Origin of the sequence: Streptomyces sp. NPDC046727, from assembly GCF_040645635.1 — a bacterium.
Taxonomy (GTDB): Bacteria; Actinomycetota; Actinomycetes; order Streptomycetales; family Streptomycetaceae; genus Streptomyces.
Genome location: NZ_JBEYYR010000002.1, coordinates 335,892 through 358,921, shown reverse-complemented (window position 1 = coordinate 358,921; position 23,030 = coordinate 335,892). Strand labels below are relative to the sequence as shown.

The 23,030-nt window shown below is 72.0% G+C and carries 17 protein-coding genes and 1 pseudogene; 10 read left to right on the top strand and 8 right to left on the bottom strand.

Features of this window, described 5'->3' with window-relative positions:
- Nucleotides 1–33 precede the first annotated feature (33 nt).
- Nucleotides 34–498, bottom strand: a complete 465-nt coding sequence (locus tag ABZ937_RS03715; protein ID WP_361685262.1) for a MarR family transcriptional regulator — start codon at nucleotides 496–498, stop codon at nucleotides 34–36.
- A 194-nt stretch (nucleotides 499–692) separates the two neighbouring features.
- Here ABZ937_RS03715 and ABZ937_RS03710 point away from each other — a divergent pair, with 194 nt between their 5' ends.
- The 7 genes and pseudogenes from ABZ937_RS03710 (at nucleotide 693) to ABZ937_RS03680 (ending at nucleotide 6,513) form a co-directional block, all read left to right on the top strand.
- Nucleotides 693–1,448 carry a CoA transferase subunit A gene (locus ABZ937_RS03710; RefSeq protein WP_361685260.1) on the top strand — a complete coding sequence of 252 codons (756 nt, stop codon included), beginning with the start codon at nucleotides 693–695 and terminating at the stop codon, nucleotides 1,446–1,448.
- Complete coding sequence (locus ABZ937_RS03705) at nucleotides 1,448–2,092, top strand: 3-oxoacid CoA-transferase subunit B (protein WP_361685258.1); 645 nt, start codon at nucleotides 1,448–1,450, stop codon at nucleotides 2,090–2,092. The genes ABZ937_RS03710 and ABZ937_RS03705 overlap by 1 nt, the downstream gene beginning before the upstream one ends.
- A gap of 67 nt (nucleotides 2,093–2,159) precedes the next feature.
- Nucleotides 2,160–2,933 (top strand): protocatechuate 3,4-dioxygenase subunit beta, encoded by a 774-nt coding sequence (gene pcaH, locus ABZ937_RS03700; protein WP_361685256.1) that lies wholly within the window; start codon nucleotides 2,160–2,162, stop codon nucleotides 2,931–2,933.
- A 5-nt stretch (nucleotides 2,934–2,938) separates the two neighbouring features.
- Entirely contained in the window at nucleotides 2,939–3,544 is a 606-nt protein-coding gene (gene pcaG / locus ABZ937_RS03695) for a protocatechuate 3,4-dioxygenase subunit alpha (protein WP_361685254.1), read from the top strand.
- Nucleotides 3,541–4,881, top strand: a complete 1,341-nt coding sequence (pcaB, locus tag ABZ937_RS03690; protein WP_361685252.1) for a 3-carboxy-cis,cis-muconate cycloisomerase — start codon at nucleotides 3,541–3,543, stop codon at nucleotides 4,879–4,881. The genes pcaG and pcaB overlap by 4 nt, the downstream gene beginning before the upstream one ends.
- Nucleotides 4,878–5,615, top strand: a pseudogene (gene pcaD / locus ABZ937_RS03685) (3-oxoadipate enol-lactonase); the annotation flags it as partial. The gene pcaB and the pseudogene pcaD, both read left to right, overlap by 4 nt.
- 106 nt (nucleotides 5,616–5,721) lie before the next feature.
- Nucleotides 5,722–6,513, top strand: a complete 792-nt coding sequence (locus ABZ937_RS03680) for an SDR family NAD(P)-dependent oxidoreductase (RefSeq protein ID WP_361685250.1) — start codon at nucleotides 5,722–5,724, stop codon at nucleotides 6,511–6,513.
- Nucleotides 6,514–6,562: 49 nt separating this feature from the next.
- Here the strand turns inward: ABZ937_RS03680 and ABZ937_RS03675 are convergent, their stop codons facing one another.
- Complete coding sequence (locus tag ABZ937_RS03675; RefSeq protein WP_361685248.1) at nucleotides 6,563–9,244, bottom strand: AAA family ATPase; 2,682 nt, start codon at nucleotides 9,242–9,244, stop codon at nucleotides 6,563–6,565.
- 273 nt (nucleotides 9,245–9,517) lie between these two features.
- Here ABZ937_RS03675 and ABZ937_RS03670 point away from each other — a divergent pair, with 273 nt between their 5' ends.
- Nucleotides 9,518–10,540, top strand: coding sequence for a DUF2510 domain-containing protein (locus ABZ937_RS03670; RefSeq protein ID WP_361685246.1), 1,023 nt, complete (start codon nucleotides 9,518–9,520; stop codon nucleotides 10,538–10,540).
- Between the two features lie 137 nt (nucleotides 10,541–10,677).
- Here the strand turns inward: ABZ937_RS03670 and ABZ937_RS03665 are convergent, their stop codons facing one another.
- Nucleotides 10,678–11,292 carry a TetR/AcrR family transcriptional regulator C-terminal ligand-binding domain-containing protein gene (locus ABZ937_RS03665; RefSeq protein WP_361685244.1) on the bottom strand — a complete coding sequence of 205 codons (615 nt, stop codon included), beginning with the start codon at nucleotides 11,290–11,292 and terminating at the stop codon, nucleotides 10,678–10,680.
- A 181-nt stretch (nucleotides 11,293–11,473) separates the two neighbouring features.
- Here ABZ937_RS03665 and ABZ937_RS03660 point away from each other — a divergent pair, with 181 nt between their 5' ends.
- Entirely contained in the window at nucleotides 11,474–12,274 is an 801-nt protein-coding gene (locus ABZ937_RS03660) for a phosphatase PAP2 family protein (protein WP_361685242.1), read from the top strand.
- Nucleotides 12,271–13,236: a hypothetical protein gene (locus ABZ937_RS03655; RefSeq protein ID WP_361685240.1), complete on the top strand. Its 966-nt coding sequence runs from the start codon at nucleotides 12,271–12,273 to the stop codon at nucleotides 13,234–13,236. Before ABZ937_RS03660 ends, ABZ937_RS03655 begins: the two co-directional genes overlap by 4 nt.
- Nucleotides 13,237–13,319: 83 nt before the next feature.
- On the opposite strand, the gene ABZ937_RS03650 is transcribed toward ABZ937_RS03655, so the two are convergent.
- The 5 genes from ABZ937_RS03650 to ABZ937_RS03630 form a co-directional block, all read right to left on the bottom strand.
- On the bottom strand, nucleotides 13,320–14,168 hold the full coding sequence (locus ABZ937_RS03650) for a phospholipid scramblase-related protein (protein ID WP_361685238.1): 849 nt from the start codon (nucleotides 14,166–14,168) through the stop codon (nucleotides 13,320–13,322).
- 66 nt (nucleotides 14,169–14,234) lie between these two features.
- The gene (locus ABZ937_RS03645) at nucleotides 14,235–16,283 is read right to left on the bottom strand and encodes a phosphocholine-specific phospholipase C (protein ID WP_361685236.1); all 2,049 of its coding nucleotides are present in this window, start codon (nucleotides 16,281–16,283) and stop codon (nucleotides 14,235–14,237) included.
- A 125-nt stretch (nucleotides 16,284–16,408) separates the two neighbouring features.
- Nucleotides 16,409–17,977: a hypothetical protein gene (locus ABZ937_RS03640; RefSeq protein WP_361685234.1), complete on the bottom strand. Its 1,569-nt coding sequence runs from the start codon at nucleotides 17,975–17,977 to the stop codon at nucleotides 16,409–16,411.
- A gap of 5 nt (nucleotides 17,978–17,982) precedes the next feature.
- A complete protein-coding gene (locus ABZ937_RS03635) occupies nucleotides 17,983–20,649 on the bottom strand; it encodes a hypothetical protein (RefSeq protein ID WP_361685232.1) in 2,667 nt (888 codons plus the stop codon).
- 161 nt (nucleotides 20,650–20,810) lie between these two features.
- Nucleotides 20,811–22,988 carry a discoidin domain-containing protein gene (locus ABZ937_RS03630; protein WP_361685230.1) on the bottom strand — a complete coding sequence of 726 codons (2,178 nt, stop codon included), beginning with the start codon at nucleotides 22,986–22,988 and terminating at the stop codon, nucleotides 20,811–20,813.
- Nucleotides 22,989–23,030: the final 42 nt, after the last annotated feature.

The window sequence follows — 23,030 nt, the reverse complement described above, 5'->3', positions numbered from 1 at the left end:
GGCGTCGGTGATCCGGCCGCGGGGAGGGCGCGGTCAGCCCTGGGCGGCCAGCGGCTCGGCCGGGTTGCGCAGGCCCTCGGCCGCGTCCGCGACCCGGCGGATCAGGTCGAGGAACACGGCCTGCTCCGCGGCGGACAGCGGGGCGAGGAACACCTGGTTCATCCGGGCGGTGCGCACGGTCAGCCTGCGGTGGGTGCGCAGGCCCTCGTCGGTGAGCCGGAGCAGGAAGCGCCGGCCGTCCCGCGGGTCGCGCACCTTGCCCAGCAGCCCGCGACGGTCGAGCCGGCTGATGACCTCGGCGATGGTCGACCGGTCCAGGCCGACCCGCTCTCCCACGGTCCGCTGGTCGAGTCCGGGCTCGGCGACGAGCGCGTTCATGACCGCGAACTGCGGCGAGGTGATCTCCTCCGAGACCATCGTGTTCCACAGCAGGTAGTGCGCCTGCTGGAGCCGCCGGGCCAGATGCCCGGGATGGGTGGCGAGGTCCACCGCGGCCATGTGCGCTCCCCTGGTCGATTCGTCGGTGCACTGAACAATACCGGCGCCGGACCCGTCTGTCTCACCACGAATGCCCTTCTCTACCCGGGCTCTTGACGGCATCTTGCCCCGGTGGCAGCGTGAGCAGCACTCGCTGAAATGCTCAGTGCCCTGATTATCAGGTCCTGACGAACCGGAGAGACGAGGCTTCGCGGATGGACAAGGTGGTCGCCACGGCCGTGGAGGCGGTGGCCGATGTGCCGGACGGCGCGTCGCTGGCGGTGGGCGGGTTCGGACTGAGCGGAGTGCCGAACGTGCTGATCCAGGCGCTGTACGAGCGCGGGGTCGGCGAGCTGAGCGTGGTGTCGAACAACTGCGGCGCGATGGAGTCGGGCCTCGCCGTGCTGCTGGCCGCCGGCCGGATCGCCCGGGTGACCGGCTCCTACATCGGTGCGAACAAGGAGTTCGCCCGCCAGTACCTGGCCGGTGAGCTGGAGGTGGAGCTGATCCCGCAGGGCACGCTGGCCGAGCGGCTGCGAGCGGGCGGTGCCGGCATCCCCGCCTTCTACACCCCGGCCGGGGTCGGCACCCAGGTCGCCGAGGGCGGACTGCCCTGGCGCTACGACGGCACGGGCGGGGTCGCCCTCGCCTCGCCGGCGAAGGAGGTGCGGGAGTTCGACGGCGTGCGGTACGTCCTGGAGCGCGGCATCCGCACCGACTACGCGCTGGTCCGGGCCGCGCGGGGCGACCGGCACGGCAATCTGGTGTTCAACCGGTCCGCCCGGAACTTCAACCCGCCGGCCGCGATGGCCGGGCGGGTCACCATCGCCGAGGTGGAGGAGCTGGTCGAGCCCGGCGTGATCGACCCGGACGCGGTGCATCTGCCGGGCGTCTTCGTGCAGCGGGTGGTCGCCCTCAGCCCGGAGCAGGCGGGCGACAAGAAGATCGAGCGGCGGACGGTGCGCGGCTGATGGCCTGGACGCGTGAGGAGGTGGCCGCGCGGGCGGCCCGGGAGCTGCGGGCCGGGCAGTACGTCAACCTCGGCATCGGTCTGCCGACGCTGATCCCCGACCACCTCCCCGAAGGGGTGGAAGTGGTGCTGGAGTCGGAGAACGGCATCCTCGGCACCGGCCCCTACCCCACCGAGGACCAGGTCGATCCGGATCTGATCAACGCGGGGAAGGAGACCGTGACGGTCCTGCCCGGTGCGTCCTTCTTCGACTCTGCGCTGTCGTTCGCGATGATCCGGGGCGGGCACATCGATGTGGCCGTGCTGGGTGCGATGCAGGTGTCCGCCGGGGGTGACCTGGCCAACTGGAGCGTGCCGGGGAAGCTGGTCACCGGGATCGGCGGCGCGATGGATCTGGTGCACGGCGCCCGGCGGGTGATCGTGGTGATGACGCACACCGCCAAGGACGGCTCTGCGAAGATCCTGGAGCGGTGCACGCTGCCGCTCACGGGCACGGCGTGTGTGAACCGAGTCATCACAGACATGGGCGTGCTGGATGTCACGGACGACGGGCTCGTCCTGGTGGAGACCGCACCGGGCGTGACCGTTGAGGACGTGGTCACCAGGACCGACGCCGAAATGAGGATCGGGGAGAACGTGCTGTGAACCCCGTTCGCACTGTGGACGCCGTCCGCACCCAACGGCCGCTACGAGGAAGCGTCAGGTATCGCCCATGACTCTCACCCAGCGCGACATCGACCAGGAGATCGCGGCCAGGCACGCCGACTACGAGAAGCGCGTGGCCGACGGCGCGCCCGTCGAGCACCACCCCCGGCGCGACTACGCGCCCTACCGCTCCTCCCTGCTGCGCCACCCGAAGCAGCCCCTGGTCGCGGTCGACACCGCCCAGGACCCCGAGCTGGTGGAGCTGCACTCCCCCGCCTTCGGCGAGCGCGACATCACCGAGATCGACAACGACCTCACCCGGCAGCACACCGGGGAGCCGGTCGGCGAGCGGATCACCGTCTCCGGGCGGCTGCTGGACCGGCACGGGCGCCCCGTCCGCGGCCAGCTGATCGAGATCTGGCAGGCCAACTCGGCCGGCCGCTACGCCCACCACCGGGAGCAGCACGACGCCCCGCTGGACCCGAACTTCACCGGCGTGGGCCGCACCCTCACCGACACCGACGGCCGCTACCGCTTCACCACCGTCCGGCCCGGCCCGTACCCGTGGCGGAACCACGTGGGCGCCTGGCGCCCGGCCCACATCCACTTCTCGGTGTTCGGCAGGGCGTTCACCCAGCGGCTGGTGACGCAGATGTACTTCCCGCACGACCCGCTCTTCCCGTACGACCCGATCCTGCAGTCGGTGACGGACGACGCGGCCCGGCAGCGGCTGGTCGCCGCCTACGACCACAGTCTGTCGGTGCCGGAGTTCTCCCTCGGCTACCGCTGGGACATCGTGCTGGACGGCCCGGCGGCCACCTGGACGGAAGAAGGGCACTGACCGCCATGACGATCACCGACACGCACGACGGCCCGGAGCGGGTGCCGCCCACCCCGTCCCACACGGTCGGCCCGTTCTACGGCTACGCGCTGCCGTTCCGCGACGGCGAGGAGATCGCGCCGCGCGGCCACCCGGACACGATCACCGTGCACGGGTACGTCCTCGACGGCGACGGCGACCCCCTGCCCGACGCGCTGGTCGAGCTGTGGGGTCCGCGTCCGGACGGCACGGTGCCGCGGGTCGACGGCTCCCTCCGGCGCGACCCGGCCACCGGTGGCCATCTGGGCCGCAACGGCGTGGAGTTCACCGGCTGGGGCCGCAGCCAGACCGACGCGAACGGCCACTGGTACGCCCGCACCCTGCGCCCCGGCGCACGCGGGGGGAACGCGCCGTACCTCAGTGTCTGTGTCTTCGCGCGCGGTCTGCTCGTCCACCTGTTCACCCGGATCTACCTGCCGGGCGACGAGACCGCCCTGGCCGCCGACCCGCTGCTCGCCCGGGTGGGCGACCGGCGCGACACGCTGATCGCGGGCGACGAGGGCGGCGGCACCTACCGTTTCGACATCCGCCTTCAAGGTGAGGGCGAGACGGTCTTCCTGGAGTACCAGTGACGTTTTCCTCTCCTCCGTACGCCGACACCGGCCTGCTCGCCCCCGAGTGGGGGCTGTCGGGCGCCGCGTCCGAGACCGGCGACCACGCGTATCTGCGGGCGCTGCTCGACGCCGAGGCCGCGCTGACCCGGGCGCAGGCCGCGCTGGGGCTCGCCCCGGCCGAGGCCGCGACGGCGGTGACCGCGGCGGCCGTCCCGGAGGGGTTCGGCATGCGCTCCCTGGCGGCGCGGACCCCGGCCGGCGGCAACCCGGTCATCCCGCTGGTCGCCGACCTGACCGCGGCGGTCGGCGCGGAGTACGGCCCCTACGTCCACCGGGGCGCCACCAGCCAGGACATCATGGACACGGCGACGATGCTGGTCGCCGTGCGCACCCTCGGCCCGGTGCTGGCCGACCTCGGCCGCACCGAGCGGGCGCTGGCCCACCTCGCCGCCGAGCACCGGGACACGGCGATGCCGGGACGGACACTCACCCAGCACGCCGTACCGACGACGTTCGGGCTGAAGGCGGCCGGCTGGCGCTCGCTGGTCCTGGACGCACGCGACCGCATCACGCGCGTACGGGCCGCACTGCCCGCCCAACTCGGCGGCGCGGCCGGAACGCTGGCGGCCTTCCAGGCGTACGGCGCGGCGGACGCGGCCGCGCTGACACAGGCGTACGCCCGCGAAGTCGGGCTCGCCGCCCCGGCGTTGCCCTGGCACACGCTGCGCACGCCGATCGCGGACCTGGCCGGCTGCCTGGCCGTCGCGGCGGGCGCGCTGGGCAAGTTCGCCGTGGACGTCCTGACGCTGTCGCGCACCGAGATCGGCGAGGTGAGCGAGGGCAGCGGCGGCGGTTCGTCGGCCATGCCGCACAAGGCGAACCCGGTGCGCTCCACGCTTCTCGTGGCCGCCGCCCGGCGCGCTCCCCAGCTCGCGGCGGTGCTCCACGGCTCCCTCGTCGCCGAGGACGAGCGGCCGGCCGGCGCCTGGCACGCCGAGTGGGAGCCGCTGCGCGACCTGCTGCGGCTGGTGGGCGGCGCGGCCTCGCACGCGGCCGAGCTGGCCGAGGGGCTGCGCGTGCACCCCGCCGCGATGCGCCGCAACCTCGGCATCACCCGCGGCCTGATCGTCTCGGAACGGCTCTCCGCCGCCCTCACGCCCGTCCTGGGCCGGGCGCGGGCCGAGGAGCTGCTGACCGAGCTGGCCCGCCGCGCGCACACCGAGGACCGGCCACTGCGTGAACTGCTCGGCGAGCAGCCCGAGTTGAAGGAGGTCGACCTGGACGACCTCGGCGACCCCGCGCACTACACCGGTTTCGCCGGCACCCTCACCGACCGTGCCCTGGAGCGACATTGACCGTGAAACTCCTCAGCCACCTGGAAGAGGGCGCGGCTTCCGCGCCGGCCCTGCTGCTCGGGCCGTCGCTCGGCACCTCGCATGCCCTGTGGGACCGGGTCGCACCCGAGCTGTCGACCGGCCACCGGGTGGTCCGCTGGGACCTGCCGGGGCACGGGGGCTCGGCCGCGGACCTGATCGGGCCGGGCGCGACCGTCGGCGACCTGGCCGCGCTGGTGCTGGAACTCGCCGACGCGCTCGGCATCGACCGCTTCGCCTACGCGGGCGTCTCCCTGGGCGGCGCCGTCGGCCTGCACCTGGCCGTCCACCACCCCGAGCGGCTGACCTCGCTCGCGGTCCTGTGCTCCGCCGCGCACTTCGGCGGGGAGGAGCCCTGGCGGGAGCGGGCGGAGCGGGTGCGCCGCGAAGGACTGGAGTGGCTGGTGGCGAGCGCCGAGGCGCGCTGGTTCACGCCGGGGTTCAGCGTGCCGAGGCTGATCCGGGACCATCGGGAGGCCGACCCGGAGGCGTACGCCGCCTGCTGCGACGCGCTCGCCGCGTTCGACCTGCGTGACCGGCTCGCCGAGATCACCGTACCGACGCTCCTCGTGGCGGGCCGGCAGGACCGCGCCACCCCGCCCGCGCGGCTGCGGGAGATCGCCGACGCGGTGCCGGCGGCGACGCTGGTGGAGCTGCCCGGGGCCTCCCACCTGGCACCGGCCGAGTGCCCCCGGGCCGTGCTGACCGCGCTGCGCAACCGGCGGGTGCTTGCCGAGGAGGAGCCGGACCGAGGGTGACCCTGCTGGTCGTACCCCCGGCAGCAGCTCGTTCCCGGTGCTCCGGTGTGCCTACGCTGGCGGCATGTCGACTGTCCTGATCACCGGCGCCACCTCCGGCCTCGGCCGCTACGTCGCCTTCGAACTGGTCCGCGCCGGTCACCTCGTCCTGGCCCACGGCCGCGACCGGGCCCGCACCGAGCAGCTGGTCGGGGAGCTGCGCACGGAGGGGGCGGCCGAGGGCTTCGTCGCCGACCTGGCCCGGCTCGCCGAGGTGCGCGAGCTGGGCGACCGGGTGGCCGGGGCGCATCCGGAGCTGGACGTGCTGATCAACAACGCGGGCGTCGGCGCCGGCGCCCCCGGTTCCGGACGCGAACCGAGCGCCGACGGGCACGAGCTGCGGCTCGCAGTCAACTACCTCGCGCCCGTGGTGCTGACCCGGGCGCTGCTGCCGGTGCTGCGGGCCGATCCGCCGGCCCGGATCGTCAACGTCGGCTCGGCGGGCCAGGAGCCCGTCGACTTCACCGACCCGGAATTCACCCGCGGCTACAGCGGGATGTCGGCCTACTGCCGCAGCAAGTTCGCCCTCGCCGCGTACACGTTCACGCTGGCCGAGGAGCTGACGGGCAGCGGAGTCGCGGTGAACGTGCTGCACCCCGCCACCTTCATGGACACGGCGATGGTCCGCGAGGGCGGGATCGCCCCGTGGAACTCCGTCGCGGACGGGGCGCCGGGCGTCCTGGCGCTGGCCACCCGGGAGACGGGCAGCGGCGGCTACTACGACGGCACCCGGCCCGCGCGGGCGCACGAGTCCGCGTACGACCCGGAGGTGCGCGCGCGACTGGCGGCGGTGACGGAGCGGCTCCTGGCCGGGTGAAGGCGGACGGCACGCGGCGTGCCGCATGCCGTCCGCCCCCTCGCGGGACCTACCGCAACCCGCGTCCCGTCTCCAGCACCTCCCGTGCCTGGGCCACCAGTCCCTCCGCGCCGCAGGCGCGAGCGAGGTCCAGGCCCCGGCTGAGTTCCGCGATCGAGCGGGCGGCGATGCCGTACTCGACGCGGGCCGCCGCGTGCTCGTACTGGCAGGGCGAGGCCTCCAGGTAGGTGACGGCCCGGGCGGCGAGCTGGACCGCCCGCTGCCCCGTCTCCAGGGCGGCGGCGCAGCGCAGGGCCTCGCCGATGGCGGTGTCCGTGCCGAACCGCTCGGCCTGCTGGCGGGCGTCGGCGGCGAGCTGGGCGGCCCGGGCCGGGTCCTGCCCGGCGAGGGCCTTGGCCAGGTCGATGGACCAGGGCGCGAGGACCGGGTTGTGGCCGCCGCGGGAGGCGGCGGTCTTCTCGGCGGCCTCCAGTTCGTTGATGCCTTCCTCGGTGCGGCCCACGGCGAGCAGCAGCCGGCCGCGCACGGAGCGGATGTCGGGCAGCACGATGGTCGACGGGTACGGCGGCGCGAAGCCGTACTGTTCGGCGACCGACCAGGCCTCGTCGACCCGGCCGCGGGCCAGCAGGGTGTCGACCAGTCCGCAGGTGGACGACCAGTACAGCGGCAGGCGGCGGCCGACGCGTTCGGCGAGGAGCAGGCCCTCGCGCAGGGTGGACTCGGCGTCGCGCAGTCTGCCCTGTCTGCGGTAGGCGAGTCCGAGGAAGGCGTTGGCCAGGGAGAGGTGGCCGCCGCGCCAGCCGGCGCCGGTGTAGACGCGGCGGGCCTCGGCGAACAGGCTCTCCGCGCGGTCGAGCCGGTCGGCGTAGGCGTACGCGCTGCCGAGCATCATCAGCAGTTCCATGCCCCACTCGGGGTCGGTCCAGCCGAGGCCGGGCGCGAGGCGGCCGTTGACGAGGGCGCGGTCGCACAGTTCGAGGACCTCGTCGGCGCTCTCGCCGTGGGTCATCGCGTCGAAGCCGCGCAGGATCAGCAGGGCGCGTTCGGCGTTGTCGCGGCCGGTGCAGCTGCTCGCCAGTTCGGCGAGGCGCCGGGAGCGGGCCGGGGCGACGGTCTCGCCGTGGATGCCCTCCCACATGAACTGGAAGGCCTGCAGCCGCATCCGGACGGGACCGGCCGTGTGCCGGGCCGCTTCGGCCTCGACCGTGCGGACGGCCTCCTCCAGCTGGTCGTTGTGGAGCAGCGCCTGGGAGAGGCGGACGACGGCGTCGACCCGGTCGTGCCCGTCGAGGCCGGGCATGCCGAGCGCGCTCTGCAGATGGTCGATGGTGACCGCGGGGTTGGTCAGGAGGGTGGCGCAGCCCAGTTCGTAGAGGACGTGCGCGTGCACCTCGGGGCGGGGCGGCTCCTGCAGCGCGCGTTCCAGGCAGCGGCGGGCCGCGTCCGGCGCGCCGACGGCGAGGTGTTCGCGGGCGGCCTCGCGCAACTGCTCGACGAGTTCCTCGTCGTCGTCCGGGTGCACCTTCAGCAGGTGCCGGGCGGCCTCGGCGGCGCCACGGCCCAGCTCGGTGATGATCTGCGCGGCCACGCCGTGCATCGCGGTGCACACGCCGGGCGGGATGGAGTTGTAGACGGCGGTGGCGATGAGCGGGTGGACGAACTCCAGCTCGCCCGCCTCGTGTTCGGTGCCGGAGGCCGGGTCGGGTTCGGTGAGGATGCGGGCCGTGCAGAGGAGTTCGGCGCAGCTCCGGGCGAGGTCGTCGTTCATGGTGGCGAGGCGGGCGACCATGTCGACGGTGATGCCGGTGCCGAGGATGGCGGCGGCCCAGGCGAACCGGGTGGCCTCCAGGCCGAGGCCCTTGAGCCGGTCGACCAGGCCGCCGCCGCGGGCCGCGCGGTTGAGCGCGCGCAGCTCTCCGGCCTGCGCCTCGGTCGGCTGGAGCTCGCTGTCCTGCACCTTGGCGAGGAGTTCGACGGTGTCGTAGGGGTTGCCGCCGGTGACGGCCCAGACCTCGCGGCAGAACGCGTCGTCGGCGTGCCGGCCGAGGGTGGCGCGGGTGAGCCCGGCGGTGGCGTCCGGGGTGAGGGCGCTGAGGGTGGTGACGGGGCGGCCGGCGGCGGCCACCGTGTCGAGCAGGCGGGCGCTCTCCCCGCTGACGTCGCCGGGGCGGCGGGCGACCACGAGGAGGACGGACACGTCGTCCAGGCGTTCGGCGAACGCGGCGAGCCAGCGCAGGGTCTCCTGGTCGGCCCAGTGCGCGTCGTCGAGGAGCAGCACCAGCGGCCATTCGCGGCGGGCGAGCCGGCGCACGGCGGCGACGAGTCCGTCGCAGACGTACTGCGGGTCTGCGCTGCCCTCCTGGGGGTCGGCTATACCGAGGGCGGGGCCGGCGATGTCGTACCAGTCGCCGAGGTACTCGCGGGCCTCCTCGGGCATCAGGGACAGCAGCGCCGGCTGGAGCAGCTGTCGTACGACGTGGAACGGGACGGATCTCAGTGTCTCGGCGCCGCGTGCGGACCAGACGACGCAGCCGCGGCGTTCGGCGATGCGCCGGGTCTCCGTCAGCAGCGCGGTCTTGCCCAGTCCCGCATCGCCCCGGAGGACCAGCAGGCTGCCCGCGGACGCCTGGTCCGCGCACAGGGCGTCGAGAGCCTGCGCGACGGTGGCGATCTCGGCGTCCCGCTCCCACAGGGGAGCCGAGCCGGCCGCCGGCGGCCGTCCCTCCGTCATCCCGTTACCTCCCCAGGTCGCCCGAATGACGTACAGGCACCGAGCGTAGCCGTCCGGTGGAGCCTCTGGTGGCCGGTCGCGGCAGCTGTTGCCCGGCCGGGTGAAAGAGGGTGCGGGCAGGCGACACCGTGCCCCGCCCGACCAGCGGACGGAGCGTCAACCACGGCTGCGGCGGGGTGTCACGGAGAAATCCCGGGCGAAATGCTCCTGTTCGCCCCGCTCGGGAGCGGATCCTCTCATCCCGCTTTCACCGTTGCCTCATACGGTGGGGGCATGACGCAGGTGACTCCTCCCGGGTGGTACCCCGACCCGGGGCAGACGAACGACGGTCCGCCCACCGAGCGCTGGTGGGACGGCAAGGCCTGGACGGACCAGACCCGCCCCGCCGGCACGGCCGCCGCGTGGGGTCCCCCGACGCAGGCGCCGGCGCCCGCACCGGCGCCCATCGGGTACGGCGCGTACCCGGCGAACGCGGGGTACCAGGCGTACCCGGGGTATCCCGCCGAGCCTCCGGCCCCCTCCCGGCGCGGGTTGCGCACGGGCATAGCCGTCGTGGTGACGGCCGCGGTCCTGGCGAGCATCGGGGTCGGCGCGTGGGCCCTCACCAAGGGCGACGGCGGCGGCGACGACCGAGCGGGCTCGTCGCAGGGTCCGGACGGCGGACACGGCGGCGGCCGGGGCGGCCCGCCCGGCGGCTCCGAAGGTCCGGGCGGCGGGTCCGGCGGCGCCTCGCCGTCCCCGAAGCGGTCCGAGGCACCGAAGGTCCCGGGCGGTGGCTCGGTGCCGGACCCGGTCAACGGCATCAGCCTGCCGGTGCCGAAGGGCTGGACCGGGCAGGCCATCAGCATCGGGGCGCAGGTGACCTCGGACGACTCCTACAAGTGCCCGGGCAACTCGGCCCAGACGTGCACGGCGGGCGGCGCCTACACGGCTCCGGCGACGGTGCTGGGCATCGAGGACGACACGGCCGAGGAGGTCGCGAAGGCGGACATCGCGGCCAACGCCAAGCGGTCGTACGGCGGCGACACCTACGGCGGCATCACCTCGCACAAGGTGCTGGCCTCCGAGGCGGTGACGGTGGCCGGCCAGAAAGGCTACCTGGTGCGCTGGAAGGCGGTCACCAGCAAGGGCGCCGACGGCTGTGTCGAGTCGGTCGCCTTCCCCTCCCCCGGCGACCCGAAGCAGATCGTGGTGGTCCGCTTCGGCGTGGACGCCGGCCAGGAGCTGTCGGTCATCGACGAGATCCTCAAGGGAATCAAGGTCTCGTCCGGCGGCGGGAACGGGCAGGACGTCTGAGACATGGACCGGCCGGGTGGGATTCCCCTCCGCTCAAGAGGAACCCCACCCGGCCGGGGGGTGCGCGCCGCCCCCGTCCCCACGGTGCGGCGCGGGCAGGTCACCGTTCAGTCATCCCGTGAACGGCGGCCTGGGTCTCATCTCAGCCCGAGTGCGGGCAGCACCGCGGCCTCCACGAAGCGGGCCAGGTAATCGCCGTCGGCGTACTGGCCGTTGAGCACCGGCCGTACGCGCAGGACGCCGAACATCATGGCCGGGATGTACTCCAGCGCGGGGTGGCCCGCCCGCACCTCGCCCCGGGCCACGCCCCGGGCGAGCATCTCCTCCAGCGCGGCGATCTCCGGGCGGACCAGCGCGTCGCGCAGCGCCTCGGCCAGCTCCTGGTCCGAGGTCACCGCGTGCCCCAGGGCCTGCAGCAGCCGGGTGTCCTTGCCGGACCAGTCGCCCGCGGCCCGCGCGGCCTGGCGCAGGTCCTCGGCGAGCGAGCCGGTGTCGATCCCGGCGAACCGCACCCGGCGGCTGGCGCGCAGCGCCGCCGCGACGAACTGCGGCTTGGTCTTCCACTGCCGGTAGAGCGTGGACTTGCTGCAGCGGGTGCTGGCGGCGACGCCCTCCATGGTGACCGAGTCGTAGCCGCACTCGCGGATCTGCTCCAGCACGGCGTCGAAGAACTCCCGCTCACGCTCCGGCGTGATCTTGGAGCGGCGCGAGGCGACGACCGTCTCCGGTCCGTCCGCGGCCTGCGACGTCATGCGGTGCTTCCCCTCACTCGTGCCTGTCCCCAGTGTGGCGCATATCAATCGATACGCAAGTGTACCGGTACTCCACCGTATCGGTACACTGGCGTATCGGTACGACAACGTATCGATGAGCTGCGTCACGCACCACCGCCCGCAGCACCACATGCACCACCGTCAGCGAAGGGGCCGGGGGATGAATGCCCGAACCGAGCCTGCGGAGGCGGAAACGGAGCCGGAGAATCCGGCACGTCCGCCTCTGATACGTGAGTTCCTGCTGGTCGCCGGGCTCTTCCTCGTCTACAAACTCGGCCGCCAGCTGGCCACCGGCCACACCGCGGAGGCCTTCCGCAACGCCCGCGACGTGTGGCACCTGGAGCGGGCCGCGCATCTCCCCCACGAGACCGCCGTGCAGTCCGCACTGCTGCACGGCGACACCCTCGTCCACCTGGCGAACACCTACTACGCGACCGTCCACTTCCCGGCCACGCTCGCCTTCCTGGTCTGGCTGTACCTGCGCCGGCCCGCCCACTACGTGTGGGCCCGCCGGGTCCTCGCGGTCGTCACCACGGCCGCGCTGGTCCTGCCGTTCACCTTCCCGCTGGCCCCGCCGCGGATGCTGACCGGCACGGGCCTGGTGGACACCGCCCGGATCTACGGCCCGTCCGTGTACGGCCCGCCGTCCAGCGACCACCTCTCCAACCAGTTCGCGGCGATGCCCTCGCTGCACTTCGGCTGGGCGCTGATGGTGGCGATCGGCCTGATCGCGGCCACCCGGTCCCGGTGGCGCCCGCTGTGGCTGCTGCACCCCCTGATCACTCTGCTGGTGATCGTGGGCACGGCGAACCACTACTGGCTCGACGCGATCGTCGCGACAGCCATGCTCGCCCTCGCCCTCGCGCTCATCCATCCGCCGCGACGCACGGCCACCACGGCGGGTCGCGGCACCGGCCGGCTCGGCACACCCGAGCCCGTCCTGGCGGGAGCCGGCCGATGAGCGCCGCCGCCCTGGCCGCCCTCGGCCTGTCCCTCGTGTCGGCCGTCGCCTACGCGCTGGCCGCCGTCGCCCAGGAACGCCTCGCGTCGCGCAGCGCCGACACCGGCCTGCTGCGGCTGCTGGGCACCGGCGCCTGGTGGTCGGCGGTCGGGCTGAACGCCGCCGCCGCGCTGCTGCACGTCGTCGCCCTGAAGTACGGCCCGCTGACCGTCGTACAGCCGCTGGGCGCGCTCACCCTGGTCGCGGCCGTGCCGCTGGGCGCGCGGGCGGCCGGGCGGCGGGTCAGCGCGGTGGAGTGGCGCGGTACGGCGCTCACGCTGCTCGGGCTGTCCGCGCTGCTGGTCACCGCCGCCGGACCGGCGCCCGCCCGGGTGCTCTCGCTGACCGAGGCCCTCGCGGTGGCGGGTACGACCGCTGCCGCGATCGGCCTGCTGTCCCGGCCCGGCGCCCGGCCGGGCCTGCGGCACGCGACGGCGTCCGGCTTCGCCTCCGGTGTCGCCTCCGCGCTCACCCAGACGGTGACCGTCGCGGCCACGGACCGCTCGGGACCGGCGCTGAGCACCGAGGTCGTCGTGGTCGCCGTGCTCGTCGCCGCGTTCGCCGCCGGCGGGCTGCTGCTGTCCCAGACGGCCTACCGGGGTGGGCTCGGTGCCCCGCTGGCCGTGGTCACCCTCGCCAACCCGGTGGCCGCCGCCGTGATCGGCCTCACCCTGCTGGGGCAGGGCCTGCGGGGCGGGGCCGGCGGGGTGCTGCTGGCCCTGGCCGGTGCGGGGCTCGCCGCGTGGGGCGTGGTGCTGCTCAGCCGGACGGCCCCCGAACCCCGCCGCGCCGGGCCGCCGGACGAGAGCGACGAAGAGCACCCGGTGGCGGCCGTCCTGGCCCTGGAGCCCGCGACGGCGACGGCCGAACCGGTCCTGGTGCCGCGACAGAAGGAGCAGCCGGGGCATCTGACGGCACTGTGACGGCATACGGCGGCGGCCGGTGCGCGGAGGATCCGCGTGCACCGGCCGCCGTCGCCGTACTGTGCGCCTGTCGCGGCGGCCTGTCAGCCCCAGCCGCGCGCGTCCTGCTTGAGGGCGGTGTCCACGGTCAGCGCCGTCGCCACCACGAGGCTCAGCAGCGGCTCGGGGAGCTGGTAGTGAATCTGCAGGACGTAGTTGTCCGCGGTCGTGAACAGGGTCTTGGCGAGGCCCTCCCAGGTCTTGGTGATCCGGGCGACCTCGTTGTCCGCGTGGTCGACGATCGCGAAGTTCCAGGCCCGCCAGTTCTCCGCCTTGATCGCGCCGACCTGCTGGCCGTTCGCCATCATCGCGAAGTTGATCTTGCCGATCATGTTCTTCTGGACGATCTCGCCGACCGGCGAGCCGTCCGGGCGGGTCACGATCACCCGGGACTTGAAGATCTTCGCGGGCCGGGTCAGCAGCAGCTGCGGCTGGCCGTAGGCGTCGCGGATCTCCAGCTTGTGGGTGAGGAACTGGTCGAGGCTGGAGACGAAGCGCAGGATCTTGCGCAGCACGCCCTGCCCGACCTGGGTGACCGATCCGATCTCCCGGCCGTTCTGATCCATGACCTTGTACTCGTTGGTCAGCTCGATCAGCTTGGCCTTCTGGTTCACGACCAGGACGGGCTCGGTGAAGAGGGTGCCGCCGCCGGCGCCGCCGGCCGCGACACCGGCCTGCTGCTGCACCTGGCGCTGCACCTTGGCGTCACCGGCCTGCTGCTGCGGGAAGGCGGCCTGCTGGGCGGGGGCCTGCTGCGGCGGAACCTGCCCGGCGGGCTGCTGCGCCGGGTTGGTGTGCTCGGTCCACTGCGTGCCGTCCCAGTAGCGGAGCGTCTGCGGCGCTCCGTGCGGATCCGGGTACCAGCCTGCAGGAGTGTTCGATTGCGTGGTCACCGGGGCACACTACCCTGATGTGACCGGTACCTGACCAGTCCGCACGGAGCGTCGTTCATCGCCCGTTCACCCCGTGACGATCGCCGGGTCGCTGACGCCGGGCTGCCCGTTCTCCACGTGGCCGGCGAAGCCGCGCAGGAACGCCGGGTCGGCGTCGGAGGTCACGGTCAGGTCGTACCAGCGGTCGCTTCCCGCGAGGCCGACGGTCTGCCGCACGGTCGCCCCGGGCCGCACGGTCACCGTGACCGGGGCGGCGCCGTAGCCGTCGGCCAGCTTGAGCTTCACCGTGCCGGAGCCCTTGTTGGTGAAGGTGAGCTGGATGTCGTCACCCGTGTGGCGGGCGGTGACCTCGGGGCCGGCGACCTTGTTGCGGCCCTTGAAGACGCGCAGGAAGCCGTTGGGGCCGTGCACGGCGAGGTCGTAGTTGCCGCCGGAGTAGGCCGAGTTCCAGGTGTCCGACAGCGTCTTGCCGGCCTCCGTGGTGTACGTCCAGGGGCCGTCGGTACGGCTGTTGGAGGTGACGAGGAAGGCCGCTCCCGCGTTCGCCCCCGAGGCGAACGTGAGCGTGAACTTGCCGGCCGAGGTGTCCGCGGAGCCGTCCACGAGCGGGGCGTACTTCAGCGGGCGGGTGGGCCGGCTGCCGGGCTCCTGCTTGGGCAGGGAGGGGTTGGCGGGCGGCTTGGGCACGTAGTCCGGGTGGCGGTTGCGGTCCGCCGGTTCGTACCCGGCCGTGGAGGGCAGCGCCACCGGCGCGGCGTCCGTGCGGGAGAAGTCGAAGGCGCTGGTCAGGTCGCCGCATATGGCGCGCCGCCAGGGCGAGATGTTCGGCTCCTGGACACCGAAGCGACGCTCGATGAACCGGATGATCGAGGTGTGGTCGAGGGTCTCGGAGCAGACGTAGCCGCCCTTGCTCCACGGCGAGACGACCAGCATCGGCACCCGCTGGCCGAGCCCGTAGGGGCCGGCCACGTGGCTGCTGTCGCCCTTGAACAGGTCCAGCGCGGGGTCGACCGTCGACTTGCCCTGGGCGGCCGAGGCCGGCGGGTAGGGCGGGATGACGTGGTCGAAGAAGCCGTCGTTCTCGTCGTAGGTGATGAGCAGCGCCGTCCTGCCCCACACATCGGGGTTGGAGGTGAGCGCGTCCAGGACCTGGGAGACGTACCAGGCGCCGTAGTTGGCGGGCCAGTTGGGGTGCTCGGTGAAGGCCTCGGGGGCGACGATCCAGGAGACCTGGGGCAGCCTGTCCGCCTGGACGTCCGCCTTCAGCTGGTCGAAGAAACCCTCGCCCTTGCGGGCGTCGGTGCCGGTGCGGGCCTTGTCGTACAGGGGGTCGCCGGGCTGGGCGCCCCGGTACTGGTTGAAGTAGAGGAGCGAGTTGTCGCCGTAGTTGCCGCGGTAGGCGTCGTTGATCCAGCCCCAGGAGCCGGCCGCGTCCAGGCCGTCGCCGATGTCCTGGTAGATCTTCCAGGAGACCCCGGCCCGCTCCAGGCGCTCGGGGTACGTCGTCCAGCCGTAGCCCTTCTCCTCGTTGCCGAGGACCGGGCCGCCGCCCTTGCCGTCGTTGCCGGTGAAGCCCGTCCACATGTAGTAGCGGTTGGGGTCGGTGGAGCCGATGAACGAGCAGTGGTAGGCGTCGCAGACGGTGAAGGCGTCCGCGAGCGCGTAGTGGAAGGGGATGTCGTCCCGGGTCAGGTACGCCATCGTCGTCGCGGACTTGGCGGGCACCCACTTGTCGTACTTGCCGTTGTCGAAGGCGGTGTGTCCGTCGTTCCAGCCGTGCGGGAGGTCCTGGATGAAGGCCAGGCCCAGGTCGTCGGCGTCCGGGTGGAAGGGCAGGACGTCCTTGGTGCCGTCGGACTGCTTCCAGACGGACCGGCCGTTCTGGGTGACCGGACGGGGGTCGCCGAAGCCGCGGACCCCTCGGAGCGAACCGAAGTAGTGATCGAAGGAACGGTTCTCCTGCATCAGTACGACGATGTGCTCGACATCGTCCAACGATCCGGTGCGGTAGCGGGCCGGCAGGGCTGCGGCGCGCTGGATGCTGCTGGACAGCGCGGTGAACGCCGTGGTGGCGCCGGCGAGTTGGAGGAAGCGCCGCCGATTGACTTCGGGCATGAGTGAGGGTCCTCTCGTCCTGACGTAGCCGATGCCGTCCGATGACGGAATCTGCGCGGAGCGAGTGTTCCAAGAGCAGCAAACGTCAGGGAAGGGTCTGGTGGCGCCCATGTGAAACTCGGCGGTCAGTGCGGGGTGGCCCGCCTTTCCTCCTCCTGGGCCCGGATGACCTCGTCGGCCGTCTTGACGAGGTGGGCGGGGTTGCCGATGAGGACACGCGTGAGGGCGTAGGCACGAGGGTCCATGGTGATGTAGCGGACCGGACGTTCGATGATCTTGATGGTGTTGTTCTGGAGGATGACGACCTTGTCGATCCACAGGAGACTCGGCTTGGCCCAGAAGCGATTGTCGACCACGGAGACGAGGTCGACGGACAGCTCGGGGCTCTTCGCCACCACCAGCGTGGACGCCTGTTTGCCCTTGCCCTGCTTGCTGATGGCGTTCAGGACCTTGTCCGTCGTGTCGGCCCGCTCCGCTCGGTACAGCTCCGCGAATTCGGCGCCCCAGACGGTGTCCGCGTATTTGACACCGTCGACCTGGGTGGGCATCTTGGCCTTCGGATCGACCGCCAGTTTCGCCGCAAAGCCGTCGTAGTCCTGCGGATGCATCTCCGGAATCGACACGACGCGCTTGTTGCTCAGCCGGCTCAGATCCTCCATCATCGCCCGCTCGTGCGGCCGGGGAACGGGCTTGAGCGGGCGCTTGAGCGCGCGCACGCCGCTGAACCCCGTCCCCAGGTCCCGCTCGATGATCTTCAGCCACTGGGCCAGACGCGAGGCGTAGTTGAGGCGTGAGAGATAGAAGGCGAGATCCGACTGCTGTTGCGGACTGAGCCGTCCCACGGTTCGGATGATCCCCAGGAACTTGTCGAACGACTCCTTGGGAAACGCCCGCAGAGCGATCACCATGTCGACCGTGAAGCGGTCGAGCTTCGAGGCCACGGAACCCGGGATGCGCCTCGCCAGGTTGACCCGGAAGGCCCGCAGGGCGATGCCCACCCTCGGAATCTGTTTGACGAGCGCGCCGAGCACGGGAGGGATGACGAGCCCCAGGAAGGCGAGCAGTTGCTCGGGCTTCGACAGCTTCCGGCCGCCCACGAACTGATAGCCGAGGAGGGCCTCGTACGACAGCACGAACTCGCCGATCACGGGAATCGAACTGAGCACGTAGTCGGCGAAGTCGTGGAGCACCTCGTCCGGCTGCCCGATGGCCGCTTCCGGCAGCGGGAGTTCGCCCTCGATGATCTGGAGCGGCTCGAACGCCGTGTAGAGCCACTGGAGCCAGATCAACGGCCAGGCGCCCTGCAGCGACCTGACCTGGCCCGCGCCGGGAGGGGAGCCGTCCAGGATCCAGCGGGTCTGCTCCACGAGGTGCCGGGTGGCATCGGACGCGGCGTTCATCGTCGTGTGGACGGCGAACTCGCGGTGGCCCGGCCAGGGAACGGTGTAGTACCGGCTCTGCCACTCCACGAACGCGGCCCGGACCTCGGTGGCGATCAGGTACGCCGCCTCCATGTCCTCGCGCGGCACCTTGCGGGTCTCCCGCTCCCTCAGCCGTTCCGTCCTGTTCGGGCTCTGGTCGATCTCCGCCTGCTCCGCCGCGGTGATGCCGCGGGCGAGCATCACCGCGTGTTTGTAGGAGGTGAGCACCTCGGCGACGAGCCCCCAGCGCACCTCCTTGGCCGGGACGGCCACGGGGGTCAGACCCCGCTGCCCAGGTCGGAGCCGATCTCGATGTCGGTGCCCGAGGACGGGGTGTACTCGTTCCACTCGGCGATCAGGGCGCCCTTGGTGCCGGGCTGGAGGACGGCGAACGGGGTCACCGAGCCGTCGTGGGCCCGGTCCAGCCGGGCGACCGTGATGCGGGTGGCGTCCGGGATCGCGGTGATGATCTGGCTCTCCTGGACCACCCGGCCGTCGGCGGGATCGGTCTTGTCGGCGGAGTCGATGACGACCTGGGCGCCGACCAGGAAGTCCTTGCTCGAATCGACCCTGATGGTCACCGGGTTGGCGGTCTTGCCGAGGACGTCCTTGGAGGTGGCGTAGACGGCCTCCTCCAGCCGGACCGCGGTGCGGGCCGGGTTCGCCGGCGGGATGCCCGGGTAGTTGCGGTCGTCGTAGGCGGCGATCTCCCTGGCGATGGTGAGGTACTGCGAGTTCGGCGTCGTCGGCTGGGACTTGAAGCCGCCCTCGGCGAACCTCACCCAGTCCTCCTCCCAGCCCTTGCGGACGGTCAGGACGACACGCGCGCTGCCGGACCGCAGGAACGCCTGCCGGTTCGCGTCGGGATGCCGGAGCCGGCGGATGAAGTTCCAGCTCTGCGGCACGTCCCAGAAGTACGAGTAGAGGAACGTGACCACGTTCTCCCACTCGATGGCCTGGTTGATGAAGCGGACGACGTCCTCGTGCTCGCGCACGGTGGCCCACGCCGTGGCATCCAGGCCGAGGCCGTTCTCGTCGAAGCCGATGCCGTGCTCCAGGTCGACCCGGGCCTTGACGAAGGCGTCCACGACCTCCGGCGGCATGAAGGCGAAGTCGGGTCCGAGCAGGAAGCGCAGCACCCCCTTCATGATCTCCTCGCTCTCCTCCCGGCGGAGGGTGAGCGTGTCGACCTGCTCGATCTGCTCCTGGAGCGCCGCGGCCTTGGTCGCGATGTCCTGCTGGCGCTCGTAGTACTGGGTCTGGGCCGCGTCCCGCAGCAGGTTCCAGACGTCCGACTGCCACTTGTCCCGGATCCGGTCGCTGTGCGCCGGCTTGGTCGGGTCGGGGTCGGGCTGGGTGGGAATCGGCTCGATCTCGGAGGCGACCCTGATCGTCGTGTTGCGGTTGTTGATCATCTCGAACGAGATGTAGACCTTGCCGGTGGCGTGCAGCATGAACTTGTTGTAGGCGGTGGAGGTCAGCTCGAACGGCCCGAACTCGCCCTGCGTCTGGTCCTTGACGTAGAGCGGGGTGCCGAGCACCTTGAAGCTGAACTTGTTCTCGTCTCCCGTCTTGCTCGTGGTGGCGAACCACATGGTCAGGGTCTTGATGCGGTACCCCTCCGGGACCTCCAGCGGGTCCGGGGTGAAGATGTGCCAGCCCTCGTCCTGGGAGGGGGCGCCCACGCTGAACTGCGGGGCCGACGGCACGAGCGGCGGATCGGGGACCACCGCGCCGTACCGTTCGGCCAGCACCCGGTAGTGCGGCTGAGTCTCGCCCGGCAGGACCGCGTCGGTGATCTCCGCATGCGGCAGACCGAACTGGAACGGGCCCAACTGGTTCTTGAGGTCGGCGAGTTCCTTGTGCATCCGGCGCAGCCCGGCGCCGGGTTCCGGGATCACCAGGTCATAGGTCAGCCGCAGCCCGTACCGGTAGAGCCGCACCCGCCACTTGCGCATCAGGCTGAAGTAGTCGACCCGCATCGCCGCGACCTGGCTCGGGTTCTTCAGCACCCGGGTCGAGGTCTCCTCGCTGCCGGTGACCGTGGTCGTGGAGATGGTGACCTTGTGCTCCTGCTTGGCGCGTGACGACGCCTTCTTGGTCAGCGAGGTGGCGTGCTTGGTGCTGTCCGTCGCGGACTGCGACTTGGAGTCCTGCGAGGAGAAGCCCGACTGGGCCGAGCCGTTGATCACCGGGATCCCGCCGGCGACCGTCGCGGTGACGTTGAACTGGTTGGAGTGCTGCGCCTGCGACGACGTCGACTGGGACAGCTCGGTGTTGTCGGTCACCCCGGTCTCGCTGACCGTCTCCAGCGAGTCGGTCACGATCGACGTGAACTCCTTGCTGCGGACCGACCATTCCTTGTGGCTGACCGCCGTCTCCTCCAGCGGGGCCAGCGGAATGGTGGCGATCAGCTCGCCCCGCTCCAGTCCGGCGGGCACCATCTCCAGGCGCTCCAGGTTCAGCATGCCGAGCGGTGTCGCCTGGGTGTTGGCCAGCAGTCCGCGGACGGCCACGACGGCGCCGCGCACGTCCTGCTCGGCCAGTCCCCGCGTCGGGCCGTCGGCCAGTTGCCCGGCCTGCCGCTGTCGCAGTTCGATCAGCGCGTCCCCGAACGCCTTCAGTGCGGGGACCGGGATGTCCACGAAGGCACTGGGCGGCGGCATCAGCGAGGGCTGGGTCCGCTGCTCGAACTGTGCGAGCAGTTCGACCAGTTCGTCGGAGACGTCGCCGGAGACCTCGTCGGCGTGCCGGAGGTGGTCGCGGACGGCGTGCGCCTCGTCCGGGCGCAGTCCGAGCTGACGGACGTACGCCGACTTGATCAGCGCCTGCCCGGCCGGGGGCGCCGGAAGCCGCAGCTGGACCAGGGTCGCCTTGGGGACCTCCCGGGCGGATCCGGTGAACACCGGCGGCACCGTCACACCCGTTGCATCCGACTCGTTCAACTCGGCCTCCCTGCAGCACTGGTTGCGATGAGACGCTCACCCAACGTGACGCATGGAGGAGGCGAACTCCACACGATCGCGTGAACTCTTCACATAAACCCCTCATAGGGGTGATGGTGCCCCGGACCGGGTGGCGGCCCGGGGCACACAGCGTGGCCGTCTCAGGGATTCAGGTACGCCTCCACCTCGCTGAACTGGCCCGCCGGCCAGCCGGTGTTGGCGCTGACGGTGAGGCGCAGGTGGCGCAGGTTCGTACCGCTCGGCAGGGACACGGTCGCGGTGTTGCCGGTGGCCGGGTCGAAGCGGTAGCCCTGGGAGCCCACCACGGTGGAGTAGTTCGAGCCGTCGGTGCTGCCGAGCACGTTGACGGTCTGGGTCCGGGCGCCCCAGGCCGAGGACGGCGGCAGCTTCAGCACCAGGCGGCGCACGGCGTACGAGGAGCCGAGGTCGACCGTCCAGGACTGCGGGAAGGCGTTGTTGGCGGACTCCCAGTAGCTGTTCGCGTCGCCGTCGACCGCCTTGCCCGGCGTGTAGACGTCCTGGGAGCCGGTCGCGGTGGCCGGGCGGCCCTTGGCGAGGTTGCGGTCCGGGTCGGGGTCGGGGTTGCCCTGGCCGGGCCGGGGCCAGCTGGAGCAGTCCGACCAGGTGCTCGACCAGCCGGAGTTGCCGCCGCCGTCGGTGAGCGCGAAGGAGCCGGAGTTCGCCGGGTAGGGGCAGTTGTAGATGCCGGCGGCGCCGACCTGGGTGGCGGTGACGTTCTTGAAGGTGGCCGCGCCCTGCGCCTCGGCCTGGACGACGACCGTCCCGGTGTTCCGCACGGTCGCGCCGGTCACGTTGACGTTCCGGACCGGATACCCCTGCCCGCCGCCGGAGACGAACTCGAAGGCGCTGTACGGGCTGTCGGTGATCGTCGTGTCGGTGATGTCGACGGTCGCGTTGATCGCGCTGTCGTAGGAGTCGACGCGCAGGGCACCCATCGGGTGGTTCCAGTTGGGGTTCATCGCGCCGGTGCGCACCAGCGTGTTGCCGTCGACGGTGATGGTGCCGGCCAGGGGGTGGAAGGGGTCGAGGAACTTCTGGTTGGAGATGGCGATGCCGCTGCCGAGGGCGTTGGTGTCGGAGATCAGGTTGTTCCGCACCGCGATGTCGGTGCCGCCGTAGATGGCGATGCCGTTGGCGAGGTTGGGCTGCGAGATGGTGTTGCTCTCGAAGCTGGAGTCGGTGTCCGGGGAGTACAGCGACCACATGGCGAGGGAGTCGTCGCCCTGGTTGCGCAGGAAGTTGTCGCGGACGCGGACCCCGCGCGCGGTGCCGTTGAGGTTGAGGCCGTCGGCGGTGGTGTCGAGGATGCGGTTGTTCTCCACCACCAGGTTGTCGTTGTTGCCCATGAGCCACAGGCCGACCTTCAGGTGCTGGATCCACATGCCCGAGACGGACGAGTTCGGTCCGAGGGAGCCGTTGACGAAGTTGTCCGGGTTGGAGTCGACGCGCTCGGTGACCTCGCCGATGACCGCGAAGTCCTTGATGTGGACGTTGCCGGCCGAGCTGGACTGGTCGATGAAGCGGGAGGTGTGCACGACCGAGTGCCAGCTGCCGGCGCCCCGCAGCGTCACGTTCTGCACGCCGCTGAGGGAGGACGTGATCCGGTAGTCGCCCGGCGGGATCCAGACCGTGCCGCCCTGGGCGGCGGCGATGGCGTCCCGGAACGCCTGGGTGGAGTCGCCGTTGCCGCTGGGGTCGGCGCCCTTGGAGACGACGGACACCGAGCCGGCGGGCTGGGCGGCGGCCCCCGCGACCTGCTCGAAGTCGGCGACGTCGACGGTGACCTGGGTGCCCGTCGACTCGAAGGCGACCTTGTCGCCCGCCTGGACGTTCTGCCCGAGCAGCAGCCGGGCGTTGTCGAAGAAGTGGTGGGTCCTGGCGCCCGGGATCCAGCCGGTGTCGATGTAGGAGTACTTGGCGGTCACCGGGAGCGTCCTGGCGAGCTTGATGCCGTTGACGTACACGGCGAGCGAACCGGACTGGCCGTCCGGGACGCTGTAGGCGACGTTCACGGCATTGGCCGCGCGCGGCACGGTGAACTCCACCCGCTGCCCGGAGGTCAGCCGGACGGCCTGCCGGCCGGAGGCCTCCGAGGCGAGGGTGCCCTGGGTGTAGTCCGGGCCGATCTTCGTGCCGGTACCGGTCGCCGACTCGGCCTCCACGGAGGTGAAGGGGAGTGTGGCGCCGGCCGCCGCGTGGGCGGCCGGGGCGACGGCGGTGAGCATGCCGGCGGCGAGGGCGACGACCGCCCCGATGGCCGGCATGCGCCTGACATATCTGGCGTTGCTGCTGTGCATGTGCTGATCCCTTCGTGGTGGGGGTGCGTGGGACAGCAAGGT